Below are 13,407 nucleotides of genomic sequence, written 5' to 3'. Positions count from 1 at the left end.
GCTCAATCCAGCCGCAGCTTCGCAACCCTGGCCAGCGACTGCCAGGCCGCAAGGTCGCGGCGCACCGTGGCCGCGAACTGGTCGGCGTCCTTGATCGGCGGTCGCGGCATGTTCTGCGCGGCGAACTTCTGGACGATCTCGTCCGCCGAGAGGATGCGGTTGATCTCCTGGTTCAGCCGCAGCACCACCTCGCGCGGCGTGCCGGCCGGCGCGAAGACGCCGTACCAGCCGTCCGCATCGAAGCGGTAGCCCTGCTCGGTCAGCGTGGGCACGTCGGGCAGCGCCGGCCCGCGCGCCGAGCCCGTGCAGCCCACGGCCTGCAGCTTGCCGCTGCGGATGTGGGGCACCGGCGATGCGATGTCGACGAAGCCCACGCCGATGCTGTTGCCCAGCAGGTCGCTCAGCAGCGGCGAGACGCCCTTGTAGGGCACATGCACCATGTCCATGCCGTACTGCGCCTTGAGGCCTTCCATCACCAGGTGGCCAGTCGATCCGCTGCCCCAGGAGCCATAGGCCAGCTTGCCGGGGTCGGCCTTGGCATGGCGCACCAGATCCGCCAGCGTCCTGATGCCGGTGGCCGGGTTCGCCACCAGCAGGATGCCCGCGGCACCGACCTGGGCGACGGGCAGCAGGTCCTTCTGCGCGTCATAGGGCATCTTCGGCTGGATGACCGGGTTGATGGCGATGGCCGAGGATGGCGACAGCAGGATCGTGTAGCCGTCGTGCGGCGCCTTGGCGACCGCGTCGTTGCCGATCAGGCCGTTGGCGCCCGGCTTGTTGTCCACCACCACGGGCTGCCCGAGGGCCTGCTGCAGCGGTCCGGCCAGAAGTCGCGCGAAGATGTCCGAGCCCGCACCCGCGGGGCCGGACACGACCAGGCGGATCGGGCGTGCCGGCCAGCCGCCGGCTTCGCTGGCATGCAGCGGCGCTTGCAGCGCGAGCAGGCCCGCGCCGGCCAGCAGGCGGCGGCGGGAAACGGGGGTGTCGATCATGCGGTGTCTCCTTGTTCATGTTTCAGCGTTCGGCCGCGCCGGCACCGGGCCGCAGCACCTGCCCGGTCAGGAACTGCGCGCGTGCGCCGGCCAGGTAGCCGAGCAGCGGCAGGCAGGCCTCGGGCGCGAGGCCCGGCGGCAGCTCGAGTGCGTTGATGCGCAGTCCGTGCGCACCCCATTCGGCGGCCAGCGCGGCAACCAGCATGCGGGCCGCTTCGGCGTCGCCGGCCAGCGCCCAGGGCAGCTCCGGAGCTGGCCGCGGCAGCAGCAGCGTGAGGCTGGCCAACGCCGCATGGCGTGCGCGGAAGCCGCGGGCCGCATCGAGCACGGCCTCGAGCTGCGCGCCCGGCGGCCCATCGAGGGCGCGGCCGTCGACGACGGCGGGATAGCCCTGGCTGCCGGGGTGGTCCGCATGCGAGCGCGCCCACGCGTCCAGTGCGGCCTGCCAGGCTGGCTCGCGCACCGACTCGCCATGCGGCCGAAGCGGCGCCTCGAACGCAAGAGGCGGATGCTCGCACGGCGGCAAGGGCTGGCTGCCGCCGCAGACGGAGGAGCCGCCATCGAGCACCAGCAGCTGCCCGGTGAGCACGCGCGCGCCCGCGCTGGCCAGGAAGCACAGCGCCTCCGCCATGTCCTCGGGCTCGGCCATCCGGCCCAGGGGGATCTTCGAGACCGCCTGCGCCGGGTTCAGCCGGCCGCCATCGATCAGGCGCTGCACGAGCTCGGTCCGCACGAAGCCCGGCGCGAGCGTGGTCACCGTCCAGTCGAGCCGGGCCTGCGCGAGCGCCCTGCCCTGCGCGATCAGCCCGGCCTTGCTCGGGCTGTAGAGCCCGCGCCACGGAATGGCGCGCAGCCCTGCGCCGGAGGCCACGTTGACGATGCGCGCACCCGGCCGAAGCCGCGCCGCGCAGGCCTGCACCATGCGGGCCGGCGCCGCCAGGTTGAGCGCCAGCAGGCGCGCGGCCGTGCCGTCGTCGTGGCCGGACGTGGCCTCGGCGCCGCCGGCCGACAGGCCCGCGTTGTTGACGAGGGCATCGAGCGGCGGGATCTCCTGCCCCAGGCGCTCGATGCGGGCGGCATCCGTCAGGTCGGCCACCAGGCTCAGCGGCCGCTCGGCCCCGGCGGGCCAGAGGGCTTCGAGGCGCTGCAGCGCCTCTGCATCGGCGTCGACCAGCACGCAGCGCCAGCCGGCACGCGCGAGGCCCAGCGCCGCGGCGCGGCCGATGCCGGCGCCGGCGCCGGTGAGCAGCACCGTCGCCATCAGCCGCCCCGCACTTCGCGCAGCAGCGCATACACGGTGTCGTGCGGCGCCGTGGTGCCGACCGGCTGGCGCGCGCCGAACAGGACTGCATCGTCCTGCCTCAGCTCGGGCCGCGTGCGCTCCTCGATCCAGTCGTAGATCACCGTGCGCGCGGCCACGCGCCACTCGCCGCCGCGGCGCTCGAAGCGGTCCGCATAGCGGCCGCACAGGAAGGTTTCGCGATCGGGCTGCGCGGCCGTGGCCTGCAGCGCGAAGAAGCTGCTTTCCACCGCCGCGGCATCGCCATGCAGTTCGATCAGCACATTGCTGACCTGGTGGACGCGCCGGCCGCCCTGCCGCAGCTTTTCCAGCGCCTGCGCGATGAAGCCGGCGGCGCTGCCGTTCCAGGCGCCGTGGCAGTCCGTGGCGTCCTCCCAGTAGGCCGAGCGCAGGGCCGCCTCGTCGCAGCGGTCGATGCCCCGGCAGTAGCGCAGCAGGCAGTCGCGGATCGCCTCGCGGTCCAGCAGGGCCTGAAGGGCTGCCGGACCCGACACGGGGGCACTCATGCGGCTGCGGGCGCGGCGCGCCGGAACAGCTGCACCAGGTTGCCCTCGGGATCGCGCAGCGACAGCACGGCGCCGTGGCTGCCCATGTCGCGCAGGCCCAGCACCTGTCCGCCGGCGGCAGTGATGCGTTCCGCCGCGCCCTCGAAGTCGTCCACCTCCAGCACCATCACCAGCCCGCTGGTGGCAGGCGCCGCCTCCTCGGCGCAGGCCAGCGCCACGTTGGTGTGGCCCACGCCGTACTGGATCCAGCGGTCGCCGTCGCGGAACTTCATCGGCAGGCCCAGCGCGCCTTCGTAGAAGGCATGCAGGCGGGCCGGCTGCTTCGCCACGACGAACACGTTCTGCACCCGCTTGGGCGGTCGAAGCGCGCTGCTCACAGCGAGGTCTCCGAGGCGCCGCCGTCCAGCCGCAGCACATCCGCGTTGAAGAAGCGCGAGGCGTCGCCCGCCAGGAAGCAGATGGCGTCGGCGATGTCTTCCACCGTGCCCAGGCGCCCGAGCGGCGTGCGCGCGATGCGCCGGGCATCGAGCTCCGCATTGCGGTGCTTGGCCGTGCCCTCGGTGGGCACGGCACCGGGCGCGACCGCGTTCACGCGGATGTTGCGCGCGCCCAGGTCGGCCGCCGAGGCACGCGTGATGCCCAGCACGCCGGCCTTGATGCCGCTGTAGACCACCGAGCGCATCGGCGACTTGAAGGCCGCGATGGAGGCCACGTTGATGATCGAGCCGCCGCGTTGCGCATCCATCGCCTCCGCCGCGGCCTGGATGCCCCAGATCACCGACTTGAAGCCGATCTCCACCATGCGGTCCATGACCTCCGGCGTGATCTCGGCCAGCGGCTGGTAGCGCACCCAGGCGGCGTTGTTGACCATGACGTCCAGCCGGCCGGCCTCGCGCGCGAACTGCGCGACGGCCTCGCGCATGCCGTCGCGCGTCGACACGTCGCAGGGCAGCCCGATGGCCTGGCCGCCGCGTGCGCGGATCTCGGCCACGGCCTCCTCCACGAATTCCGGCTTCAGGTCGTTGATGCCGACGGTGGCGCCCTGGCGCGCCATGGCGCGCGCGGTGGCGCGGCCGATGCCGTGGCCCGCGCCGCTGATGAAGGCCGTGCGGCCTGAGAGAGACATGTTCATGGTTGAGCTTTCTTGGTGGGTTCCCCGGGCACCAGCAGCGCGTCGAGCGCATGCGCGCCGCGGCCCTGCTCCAGCACCACCAGGGGGTTGATGTCGATCTCGGACACGCTGTCGGCATGCCGCACGGCGAATCGCGACAGCGCTGCGACGGCCTTCGCAGCCGCCGGCACGTCGGCCTTGGGCCGGCCTCGCGCGCCGTCGAGCAAGGGGAAGGCCTTGAGCGAGCGCAGCATCGCGCCGGCCTGCGCCTCGTCGACCGGCGCGGGCTGCAGCGCCACGTCCTTGAAGATCTCGGCAAAGATGCCGCCCAGGCCGACCATCACCATCGGGCCGAACACCGGGTCCTTCCTGGTGCCCAGGATCAGCTCGACACCGCCCTGCACCATCTGCGCGACCAGCACGCCGGCGATGCGGGCGCCGGGCGCCTTCAACGCCACGCGCGCCAGCAGCTGGTCGTATTCCTCGCGCAGCTGCGCTTCGGAGCGCACGCCGACGAACACGCCGCCGACCTCGGTCTTGTGCGCGATGTCGGGCGAGACGATCTTGAGCACCAGCGGAAAGCCCATCTCGCGCGCGGCAGCCAGCGCCTCGCCAAAGCTGCGCGCGACCGCCTCCCGCGGCACCGGCAGCCCCGCCTCGGCCAGCACCGCCTTGGCACTGGCCTCGGTGGCGAAGGCCGCGGCGGCCAGCGGCGCGCGCGCGATGGCCGGCGCAGCTGCCCGTTCGGCACCGCGCGCACCGAAGCGCAGCAGCGCAGCCAGCGTCGCGCAGGCCGCATCGATGCCTTCGACCACCGGAAAGCCCATCGCGTTGAGCCCTGCGCGCACGTCGTCGGGGGCCCGCGCGCACAGCAGGATCAGGCGCGCGGGATGGTCCTTGCGCACCTGCGCGAGCGCCTCCAGGAACACGCCGCGCAGCCGCGGCACGTGGAAGGCGTTGGCCGACTGCAGGATCAGCGCGTCGCAGCTGTCGTCGCGCGCCACGGCATCGAGCATCCGTGCCAGCACCTCGGGCCGGCTCGACACCTGTGCCGTCATGTCCACGGGATTGGATGGCGCGGCAAAAGGCACGGCCGAGAGGATGCGCGCCTGCGTCTGCGCCGCCAGCCTGGGCAGCGCGAGGCCCTGCGCACTGGCCGCATCGGCCAGCAGCACGCCGAAGCCGCCGGAGGCCGTGAGCACCGCCACACGATGGCCGCCGGGCACGTGCGCCGGGCCAACCACCGACAGCGCATGGCCGACCTCGAGCAGCAGCTCGATGCTGGGCACGCGCAGCGCGCCGCCCTCGCGCAGCACGGCATCGAACACGGCGTCCGAGCCGGCCAGCGCGCCGGTGTGCGAGGCCGCAGCCGCGCTGCCGGCCTCGGAGACGCCGACCTTGAGCACGACCAGCGGCTTGCCGGCCTCGCGGGCCATCGCCATGGCCTGCCTCAGCTTGGCGCCGTCGCGGCAGGTTTCCATGCAGCACAGGATCACGGAGGTGCCGGGGTCGGCCGCCAGTGAGGCAATGGCATCGGCAATGTCCACGTCGCATTCGTTGCCCGTGGTCAGCATGCGGCTCACGCCCAGGCCGCGCTCGCCGGCCAGCCGCAGGGTGAAGCTGCCGAGGTTGCCGCTCTGCGAGACGATGCCCACCGAGCCCGCCGCGGGAAAGGACGATTCCAGCGCCACCGAGAAGGTAGCGATGCTCTTGTCCGGCACGCCGATCGCGCCCAGGCAATTGGGGCCGACGATGCGCATGCCGCTGGTCCGCGCCACCTCGCCGATGCGCGCCTGCAGCCGGCTGCCCTCCTCGCCCATCTCGGAGAAGCCGGCGGACAGGATGACCGCGGCCTTCACGCCGCGCTGCGCGCAGTCCTGCACCGCCTCGAGCACGCCTGCGGGCGGCACCGCGATCACGGCCAGTTCGGGCACCTCGGGCAGTTCCGCCAGGCTCGCATAAGCCTGCAGCGACTGCACCAGGCCGCCCTTGCGGTTGACCGGATAGATGCCGCCCGCATAGCCGTACTTCTGCAGGAACTGCAGCGGCCGGCCGCCGATCTTCGTGACGTCGTCGGAGGCGCCGAAGATCGCGATCGAGCGCGGCTTGAACAGCGCGTCCAGCCCGCGCCCCACTTTCACTGCCTGCATCTCAGCGCCCCTGATAGACGGGCTTGCGCTTTTCGAGGAAGGCCTTGCGGGCCTCCTGCGCATCCTCGGTCTTGGCCAGCGCCATGGTGATGTTCTGCTCGAAACGGTACCCGTCGCGCTGCGGCATCAGGTCCATCATGTTGGCCGCCTGCTTCGCATAGGCGACGGCGAGCGGCGCCTTGGACGCGATCTCCTGCGCGATCTCCATGGCCAGCGGCATCAGCCGATCGCCCGGCACCACCTCGTCGAGCACGCCGCGGCGATACAGCTCGGCGGCGGGCACCTTCATGCCGGTGAAGAACATGCGGCGCGTGAACGAGCGGCCGAACAGGGTGCGCAGCATCGAGACGCCGCCGGCCAGGCCGACGTTGATCTCGGGCATGGCGAAGGTGGCGTCCTCGCTCGCGAGGAAGATGTCGCAGGCCGCCATGAGGCCGAAGCCCGCGCCCAACGCGGGGCCGTTGACGGCCGCGATCACGGGCTTGGCGCATTCGCGGATCGCATTGCCGGTTTCGCGCGTCCAGCGGTTGTGGTCGAGGAAGTCGCCCGCCTTCTCGGCATCGGGCCGGTCCTTGAGGTCCGCGCCGGAGCAGAAGAACTTGCCGGTGCCCGTGAGGATCGCGACGCGCACGTCGGCGCGTTCGGAGACCTCGTCGAAGATCTCGATCAGGCGGCGGCGCGTGGCGCGGTCCAGCGCATTGACCGGCGGCTTGTCGAGCCGGACGACGGCGATGTATTCGGAAACTTCCAGTTCGATGCTCATCGCACACTCCCGGTCTGGTTGGAAAGAGAAACCTGCGGCGCGGGCTCGTGCGGCGCGAGCAGCCGCGCGGCATGCAGCAGCCGGTCGCCATAGCGGAACTCGGAGGCGATCAGGCGCTGCGCCGTGCGGGTGGCCAGCACCTCTTCGCTCACGCCCATGCCGCCGTGCATCTGGATGGCCGACTCGGCACAGGCGCGCGCCGACTCGGCCAGCGACACCTTGGCCAGGCGCAGCGTGCGGCGCAGGTCGGCCGCACTCTGCTCGTATTCGTGGAAGCAATGGATCACCAGGCCCTTGGCGCCCAGGTACTTCACGTACATGTCGGCCACGCGATGGCGCAGCACCTGGAAGCTCGCGAGCGCCACGCCGAACTGGCGCCGCTCCTTCAGGTGGAGCACGGTCTGGCGGATCAAGGTGGCCAGCGCCGCGACCGTGTCGGCGGCGGTCAGCAGCAGCGCGGCATCGGTCGCCTTGGTGCGCGCCTGGCGCACGGCATCGCCACGCGCCAGGCAGGCGCCCTCGGGCAGCGCGAGCCGCTCCAGCACGAAGTCGGCACCCGTGCGGCCTTCCATCGTCCGGTAGCGGGCCTTCGGCGCGCCGAGGCGTTCGGCATCGACCAGGAAGAGGGCGTCGTCGCCATCCATCTGCGCGGGCACGAGATAGTGCGTGGCGGGCAGGGTCAGGTCGACACCCTCCACCACGCCGCTCAGTTCGTAGCCGATGTCCAGGTGCCTGGCCGAGACGGCATCGTGGTCGGGCGTGGCGGACAGCGCGACCAGCGGCGCGATCCGCATGCTGCCGTCGCCCACCGCCTCCAGCCAGCGCCGGGCCGTGTCGGCGCCGGCCGCCTGCAGCAGCAGCGGCACCACGGCGCAGGTCTCGACCACCGGCAGCTGCAGGCCGTGCGTGGCCAGCCCCTCGACGATGGAGGCCAGGTCGCTCAGGGTTCCGCCGGCGCCGCCGGCCTCCTCGGGCACGAGGGTGGCGGTCCAGCCCAGTTCGCGCACGGGGTCGCCCTGGATCTGCTGCGCGATGTGGTCCTCGGCATAGCGGCTCGCCGCATCGAGCAGCATGCCGGGAAAGAGCGATGGAAAGGAAGTGGACATGGCTCAGGCTCCCAGCAGTTCGTTGGCGACCACGTTGCGCTGCACCTCGGAGGTGCCGCCGGCGATGGTGCGGGCGCGCGTGAACATGTAGTTCTGGATCCAGGTGGCGTCGGGCACGTCCTGCACCGTGTCGGCGAGGAAGCGGTGGGCCGCGTCAGGGCCGACCGCATCGAGCGCGATAGTCGTCAGGCGCTGCGCCACGTCGGCGCAGGTCATCTTGATGACCGAAGGCTGCACGCCGAGCGGGCGCTGGTGGATCAGGTCGTCGGTGGCCTCGGCCATCATCACGCGCGCGCCCTTCACGTCGGCTTCGCACAGCAGCAGCTTGTGGTGCAGACTGCTGAAGTCGCGCCGTCCCGCGGCAGCGCGGCTCGCCTGCTCGACCAGCTGCGTGACCTGCCGCCGCATGAGCTCCAGCCGCGCCACGTTGGCCGGCGGCAGGCGCTCGCGCTCGAGCAGGAACTTGGCACAGATCCAGCCCTTGCCGACCTCGCCCAGCAGGTTGTCGGCGCGCACGCGCACCTCGTCGAAGAAGACCTCGTTCAGGTGGTGCCAGCCGTCGATGGTCTTGATCGGGCGCACCGTGATGCCCGGCGTGTCCATCGGCACCAGCAGCAGCGAGATGCCCTCCTGCTTCTTCGCTTCCTTCGAGGTGCGCACCAGCATGTAGATCATGCTGGCCTCGTGGGCATGCGAGGTCCAGATCTTCTGGCCGTTGACGACCCACTCGCCGCCCTCCAGCCGCGCGCTGGTGGACAGCGAGGCCAGGTCGGAGCCCGAGCCGGGTTCCGAATAGCCCTGGCACCACCAGTCGGAGCCGTCGAGGATGCGCGGCAGGAAGCGCGCCTTCTGCTCCGGCGTGCCGAAGCGGATGATCACCGGGCCGATGTGGCCCAGGCCGTGGTGGTAGAGCGGCGGGCAGTCGTTCTCGGCCATCACCTCCTCGAAGATCAGGCGCTGGCGGATGTCCCACCCGGTGCCGCCCGCTTCGCGCGGCCAGCTCGGCGCGCCCCAGCCGCGGGCGTTCAGGATCTGCTGCCAGGCCTGGTATTCGCGCTTGGTGATCTTCTGGCCGGCCGCGACCACGGCGCGGATCTCGGGCGGGCAGGCTTCACGCGCGAACGCTTCGAGTTCGCGCCGGAAGCCGGCGTAGTCGATGGACATCTTGTCTCCTATTGAAAGTTGGAAAAGGGCTCAGCCCTTGCGCAGCTGCGTAATCAGTTCGTCCAGCGCAGCGGCGGCGCCTTCGGGGTCGCGCCGGCGCAGCGCGTGCGCCACCTTGCGGCGCAGCGGAAAGAGATCGGGGCGCGAACGCACCGAGAGCACGTGCGTCATGCGCTCGCGCAGCACGCTGGTCATGGTCTGCGCCATCAGCGTCAGCGCCTCGTTGTGGCCGGCGGCCGCGATCGAGGCGAAGAAGGCGCTGGCGGAGGCGATGCGCTCCTTCAACGGCGCGTCGTCGGGGTGCGCCTCGATGGCGTCGGCGGCCTCGCGCACCGCGTCCAGCTCGGCCTCGGTGGCGCGTTCGCTCGCCAGGCGCAGCAAGGTGCCGTAGAGCGTGCGGTAGGCCTCGTCGATGTCGGCGTCCCCGAGCCGGCCCTCCACGACCAGCTTGCGCAGCGACTCGGCCAGCATCATGTAGGCGCCCTTGTAGAACACCAGCGCCTGGTCGGGCACGCCGGCGCTCAGGTGCCGGACCTCGCCGATGAAGATGGTGTGGTCGCCGGCCTCGTGGACGGCATGCACGCGGCATTCGAAGCTGGCCAGGCAGTCGTCGATCAGCGGCATGCCGAGCCCGCCGGCGCGCCAGGCCACGCCCTCGAACTTGTCCTCGATCCTGCTGGATGCGAAGCGGCCCGACAGCGCGTCCTGCTGCTGCGAGAGGATGTTGATGGCGAAGCCGGTCGCGGCCTGGAAGGTCGGCAGCAGGCGGCTGGCGTTGCGCAGGCTGAACAGCACCAGCGGCGGATCGAGCGACACCGAGCTGAACGAATTGCAGGTGAGGCCGGCCGGCTGGCCTTCGGGCGTGCACGTGGTGATGACGGCCACGCCGGTCGGGAAGCATCCGAGCAGCTGGCGCAGCTGCGCGGGCTCGATGGCGCGGCGGAGGTCTTCGGCGACTTCAGGCATGGCGTCTCGCAGCGCGCGGCCTCAGGCCGCGGCGAGTTCGGGCTTGGCCGCAGGCCGGTGCGGCGGATCGTTGGCGATCTCCTGCTGCACCGCCGGAATGATGACCTTGCCCCAGGTCTCGAGCTGGCGCAGCATCGCCTTATGGTCGAAGTCGCCCATCTGCGTCTGGAAGCAGTAGTGCACCGGCTTGAGCGTGCGGATCTCGTTGACCACGCGCTCGATCACCGTGTCGACGCTGCCTACCGGCAGCAGCGCGCGCATCTCGTCCAGGCTCGGCTCGCCCTCGACGATGCCTTCCTCGACCTGGTAGTCGTCGGCGATCTGCGCCGTGCGGCGCTTCAGGCTCACGGCAATGCGGCGCTGGTAGCGCGCGCACTCCAGGTAGCGCTCCACCTCGTCCTTGTCGTTGCTGGCATAGGCCGCGCGCAGCAGGCCGACCTGCACGCCGGCGGGGTCCTTGCCCTCGGCCGCGGCGACCTTGTCGATCAGCGCGCGGGTACCGGCCAGCTTCTCCAGCCCGCCGTCGCCGCCCGAGACGAACACGTGGTGGCCGGACTTCACGGCGCGCGACAGGAAGGCGGGGTCGACGCTGGTGATCCACATCGGCGGCATGGGGCGCTGCACCGCGCGCTGGCTGATGGCGCTCATGGGCTGGCGGTAGTACTCGCCCTCGTAGCTGAACTTGGGCTGCGTCAGGCCGGCCTCGAGCATGTCGAGCATCTCGAAGGTGCGGCCCTTGGCGGATTCGAGCGAGACGCCGAAGCGCTCGAATTCGAAGTGCTGGTAGCCCGAGCCGATGCCCAGGTTCAGGCGGCCGTCGGACAGCTGGTCGACCATCGCCACGTCCGCGATCAGGCGCGCCGGCGTGTACAGCGGCGCGACCACGATGCCGGTGCCCAGCCGGATCTTGCGGGTGACCGCGGCGCAGTGCGCGATCATGGTCAGCGGCGAGGCGCACAGGCCGTAGTTGCTGAAGTGGTGCTCGGCGTACCATGCAGCACCAAAACCCAGTTCGTCCGCCAGGCGAGTCTGCTCGACCGCGTCGCGCAGGATCTGGTGGGAGGTTTTGTGCTTGTTCCGCTGCTGCATCAGAATGAAGATTCCGAAATCCATCGCTGTGACTCCTGGTTGGCTGGTTTTGATCGAGGTCCATCGTAGGAACTCGAACCGCCTGCGGATCACCAGCGAACGCACACCTTCTTTGCGTCTTTCGAAATGAAGGCCCTCGATTCGCTGCGCATCTTCGTGGCCACCCAGAAGAAGGGCAGCCTCTCGGCGGCGGCCCGCAGCCTCAGCCTGTCGCCGGCCACCATCTCGCGGCGCATCAGCGCGCTGGAGGAGGAACTGGGCGTGCAGCTGGTGGACCGCACCAGCCGCAACCTCAAGGTGACCGAGGCAGGCCAGGCCTTCCTGGAGCGGGCCGAGGCGGTGCTGGAACTCATGAGCGAGGCCGAGCAGGTCGTGCACAACGCGCGCCAGCGGCCGGAGGGCCGGCTGCGCGTGCATTCGCGCACCCACATCGGCCTGCGCGTGCTGGCGCCGCTGCTGCCGCGCTTCGCGGAGCTCTACCCGGACATCCGCGTGGAGCTCGAGCTTTCCGAGCATCCGGTCAACCTGGTCGAGCACGACTTCGACGTCGACATCCGCACCGGCGAGTCCACCGATTCGGGCTTCGTCATCAAGCGGCTGCTGTCGAGCGACGAGGTGCTGGTGGCCAGCCCGGCCTTCCTGAAGACCTACTCGCGCATCCGGCATCCGAACGACCTGCCGCAGGTGCGCTGCCTCACCTACCGGCGCGAGCGCGAGGTCATCACCTGGAAGTACATCGACGAAGCGGGCGAGCAGCAGGAGCTGATGATCCAGGGCGTGCTGAGCGCCAACAACGGGGAGCTGCTGCGCCTGGCCGCGATCGGCGGCATGGGCGTGGCGCTGCTGTCCGAGGCCACCGTGCGCGACGACCTGCAGAACGGCACGCTGGTGCGGCTCTTGCCCGACTACCGCTTTGCGGTGCGGGCCTTTTCCAACGGCGTCTTCGCCGTGTTCCGGCAAAGCCGCGTGCTGCCGCTGAAGGTGCGCGCCTTCGTGGACTACGTGGCCGATGCGCTCAAGAGCGAGAAGCGCTAGTTCATGGGCGGGCCGGAAGCGCCGCCGGCAGCGGAACGGCGTCAGGCGACGGATGCGATGGGCGATGCCGTCCAGTTTTTCATTACCACAGCCAAGGCTTTTCGTGGCAGGCTTGAGCAAGTGGAACTGAACCTGTTGTACAACCGAAAATCCAAGCTACGCATACCCTGAGCGAGGAACACATATGACTGCCATCGAGACTCGCTTGATCGAGCGCCTGAAACAACTGCCACCCGCTCGGGTGGCCGAAGTGGTGGACTTCGTCGAGTTCCTGGCCGCACGCGAGGAGCGCGCGGCGGCCGCAGCGCGCCTGGGTGAATCAATGTCCAAGCTCGATGCACTGAACTTGGCGCCGCTGTCGGAGGATGAGATCGAGGAAGAAGTGCAGGCGGCCCGCCAAGCACGCCGGCAAGGCACCTGAGGCCCGGGCACCGTGCGCTTCGTCATCGACACCAATCTGCTCGTCTCAGCCATCATCTCCACCGGTCTCCCACGCCAAGTGCTGGACGCTGCGCGTGCCGGCGAGTTCGAACTGTGCACCAGCGAAATCCTGCTGGCCGAGTTGCTCGACGTGCTCGGCCGCGGCAAGTTTGCTGTTCGCCTGGCCCAGGCCGGACTGAGCCCGAAGACCCTCGTCGACGATCTGCGCGGGCTCGCCATCGTGGTCACACCCGCGAAAGTGCCGCGTGTGGTGCCCACCGACCCGACGACGACCACGTGCTGGCGGCCGCACTGGCTGGGGCAGTCGACCTGATCGCCTCCGGCGACCGGCGCGACCTCCTGCCTTTGGGCAGCTATGCGGGCATTCCCATCGTCACCGCACGTGAAGCTATGGAGCACATCGCCGGATAATGCCGGTCGGCCCTCTCCGTTGGGCCACATGGGTCTGCGACATCCACGCGAACATCGAACGATTCGTCGATAGCTTCCAGCTCGGCGCGCTAGCAGCCGCCAAACAGATGAGGCAGGCGTCCCGGCGCGGGCAGCCCCTCGATCCGGAACGGCCCGTCATCCGTGGCACCGTCGGGGGGCCGGAATCGAATGCGTGCGTCTTCCCGAACACGCGCTTGTTGCGCAGCGGGCGGCCCGGGTCGTAGTCGTAGTCGTAGGCCCAGATGGTGCGCTCCAGGCTATCGGCCAGGTACAGCACACGGCCGTCGGGGCTGAAGCAGGGTCCGTTGGCAAAGCCGGACAGACAAGACCTGTCCGTTTTTTCACCACTGTG

Annotated in this window: 16 protein-coding genes; 4 read left to right on the top strand and 12 right to left on the bottom strand. The window is 70.6% G+C overall.

Annotated elements, in window-relative coordinates:
• Positions 1-2: 2 nt before the first annotated feature.
• The 11 genes from FB547_RS17715 to FB547_RS17665 are packed head-to-tail and all read right to left on the bottom strand — an operon-like array spanning position 3 to position 11,171.
• Positions 3-992, bottom strand: coding sequence for a Bug family tripartite tricarboxylate transporter substrate binding protein (locus tag FB547_RS17715; protein ID WP_145744424.1), 990 nt, complete (start codon positions 990-992; stop codon positions 3-5).
• 22 nt (positions 993-1,014) lie between these two features.
• A complete protein-coding gene (locus FB547_RS17710; protein WP_145744422.1) occupies positions 1,015-2,253 on the bottom strand; it encodes an SDR family oxidoreductase in 1,239 nt (412 codons plus the stop codon).
• Entirely contained in the window at positions 2,253-2,798 is a 546-nt protein-coding gene (locus FB547_RS17705) for a nuclear transport factor 2 family protein (RefSeq protein WP_145744420.1), read from the bottom strand. Before FB547_RS17705 ends, FB547_RS17710 begins: the two co-directional genes overlap by 1 nt.
• Entirely contained in the window at positions 2,795-3,175 is a 381-nt protein-coding gene (locus tag FB547_RS17700) for a VOC family protein (protein ID WP_145744418.1), read from the bottom strand. The genes FB547_RS17705 and FB547_RS17700 overlap by 4 nt, the downstream gene beginning before the upstream one ends.
• Positions 3,172-3,930, bottom strand: a complete 759-nt coding sequence (locus FB547_RS17695; protein WP_145744416.1) for an SDR family NAD(P)-dependent oxidoreductase — start codon at positions 3,928-3,930, stop codon at positions 3,172-3,174. Before FB547_RS17695 ends, FB547_RS17700 begins: the two co-directional genes overlap by 4 nt.
• The gene (locus tag FB547_RS17690) at positions 3,927-6,059 is read right to left on the bottom strand and encodes an acetate--CoA ligase family protein (RefSeq protein WP_145744414.1); all 2,133 of its coding nucleotides are present in this window, start codon (positions 6,057-6,059) and stop codon (positions 3,927-3,929) included. The genes FB547_RS17695 and FB547_RS17690 overlap by 4 nt, the downstream gene beginning before the upstream one ends.
• Before the next feature lies 1 nt (position 6,060).
• Entirely contained in the window at positions 6,061-6,822 is a 762-nt protein-coding gene (locus FB547_RS17685; protein WP_145744412.1) for an enoyl-CoA hydratase/isomerase family protein, read from the bottom strand.
• Entirely contained in the window at positions 6,819-7,928 is a 1,110-nt protein-coding gene (locus FB547_RS17680) for an acyl-CoA dehydrogenase family protein (RefSeq protein ID WP_145744410.1), read from the bottom strand. Before FB547_RS17680 ends, FB547_RS17685 begins: the two co-directional genes overlap by 4 nt.
• A 3-nt stretch (positions 7,929-7,931) precedes the next feature.
• Positions 7,932-9,092 carry an acyl-CoA dehydrogenase family protein gene (locus FB547_RS17675; RefSeq protein ID WP_145744407.1) on the bottom strand — a complete coding sequence of 387 codons (1,161 nt, stop codon included), beginning with the start codon at positions 9,090-9,092 and terminating at the stop codon, positions 7,932-7,934.
• A gap of 30 nt (positions 9,093-9,122) precedes the next feature.
• A complete protein-coding gene (locus FB547_RS17670; protein ID WP_145744405.1) occupies positions 9,123-10,058 on the bottom strand; it encodes a flavin reductase in 936 nt (311 codons plus the stop codon).
• Positions 10,059-10,079: 21 nt separating this feature from the next.
• Entirely contained in the window at positions 10,080-11,171 is a 1,092-nt protein-coding gene (locus FB547_RS17665) for an LLM class flavin-dependent oxidoreductase (RefSeq protein ID WP_145744403.1), read from the bottom strand.
• Between the two features lie 102 nt (positions 11,172-11,273).
• On the opposite strand from FB547_RS17665, the gene FB547_RS17660 reads away from it, so the two are divergent.
• Genes FB547_RS17660 through FB547_RS17650 form a run of 4 tightly spaced genes read left to right on the top strand, consistent with a single transcriptional unit; the run spans position 11,274 to position 12,936 of the window.
• Positions 11,274-12,182 carry a LysR family transcriptional regulator gene (locus FB547_RS17660; protein ID WP_145744401.1) on the top strand — a complete coding sequence of 303 codons (909 nt, stop codon included), beginning with the start codon at positions 11,274-11,276 and terminating at the stop codon, positions 12,180-12,182.
• Positions 12,183-12,185: 3 nt separating this feature from the next.
• A complete protein-coding gene (locus tag FB547_RS33355; RefSeq protein ID WP_186454193.1) occupies positions 12,186-12,353 on the top strand; it encodes a hypothetical protein in 168 nt (55 codons plus the stop codon).
• A gap of 13 nt (positions 12,354-12,366) precedes the next feature.
• Positions 12,367-12,603 carry a DUF2281 domain-containing protein gene (locus tag FB547_RS17655; protein WP_145744399.1) on the top strand — a complete coding sequence of 79 codons (237 nt, stop codon included), beginning with the start codon at positions 12,367-12,369 and terminating at the stop codon, positions 12,601-12,603.
• Between the two features lie 12 nt (positions 12,604-12,615).
• Positions 12,616-12,936 carry a putative toxin-antitoxin system toxin component, PIN family gene (locus tag FB547_RS17650; protein ID WP_145744397.1) on the top strand — a complete coding sequence of 107 codons (321 nt, stop codon included), beginning with the start codon at positions 12,616-12,618 and terminating at the stop codon, positions 12,934-12,936.
• A 75-nt stretch (positions 12,937-13,011) separates the two neighbouring features.
• Here FB547_RS17650 and FB547_RS17645 read toward each other — a convergent pair whose 3' ends face one another.
• A complete protein-coding gene (locus FB547_RS17645) occupies positions 13,012-13,332 on the bottom strand; it encodes a hypothetical protein (RefSeq protein ID WP_410000804.1) in 321 nt (106 codons plus the stop codon).
• Between the last annotated feature and the right edge of the window lie 75 nt (positions 13,333-13,407).

This window comes from Variovorax beijingensis (assembly GCF_007828835.1).
Lineage (GTDB): Bacteria > Pseudomonadota > Gammaproteobacteria > Burkholderiales > Burkholderiaceae_C > Variovorax > Variovorax beijingensis_A.
The sequence above is the reverse complement of the archived record's forward strand: the minus strand, read 5'-3'. Positions and strand labels throughout refer to the sequence as shown.

Coding starts and splice junctions, on each gene's coding strand:
- FB547_RS17715 (WP_145744424.1), bottom strand. CDS start 992: ATGATCGACACCCCCGTTTCCCGCCGCCGCCTGCTGGCCGGCGCGGGC.
- FB547_RS17710 (WP_145744422.1), bottom strand. CDS start 2,253: ATGGCGACGGTGCTGCTCACCGGCGCCGGCGCCGGCATCGGCCGCGCC.
- FB547_RS17705 (WP_145744420.1), bottom strand. CDS start 2,798: ATGAGTGCCCCCGTGTCGGGTCCGGCAGCCCTTCAGGCCCTGCTGGAC.
- FB547_RS17695 (WP_145744416.1), bottom strand. CDS start 3,930: ATGAACATGTCTCTCTCAGGCCGCACGGCCTTCATCAGCGGCGCGGGC.
- FB547_RS17690 (WP_145744414.1), bottom strand. CDS start 6,059: ATGCAGGCAGTGAAAGTGGGGCGCGGGCTGGACGCGCTGTTCAAGCCG.
- FB547_RS17685 (WP_145744412.1), bottom strand. CDS start 6,822: ATGAGCATCGAACTGGAAGTTTCCGAATACATCGCCGTCGTCCGGCTC.
- FB547_RS17680 (WP_145744410.1), bottom strand. CDS start 7,928: ATGTCCACTTCCTTTCCATCGCTCTTTCCCGGCATGCTGCTCGATGCG.
- FB547_RS17675 (WP_145744407.1), bottom strand. CDS start 9,092: ATGTCCATCGACTACGCCGGCTTCCGGCGCGAACTCGAAGCGTTCGCG.
- FB547_RS17670 (WP_145744405.1), bottom strand. CDS start 10,058: ATGCCTGAAGTCGCCGAAGACCTCCGCCGCGCCATCGAGCCCGCGCAG.
- FB547_RS17665 (WP_145744403.1), bottom strand. CDS start 11,171: ATGGATTTCGGAATCTTCATTCTGATGCAGCAGCGGAACAAGCACAAA.
- FB547_RS17660 (WP_145744401.1), top strand. CDS start 11,274: ATGAAGGCCCTCGATTCGCTGCGCATCTTCGTGGCCACCCAGAAGAAG.
- FB547_RS33355 (WP_186454193.1), top strand. CDS start 12,186: ATGGGCGGGCCGGAAGCGCCGCCGGCAGCGGAACGGCGTCAGGCGACG.
- FB547_RS17655 (WP_145744399.1), top strand. CDS start 12,367: ATGACTGCCATCGAGACTCGCTTGATCGAGCGCCTGAAACAACTGCCA.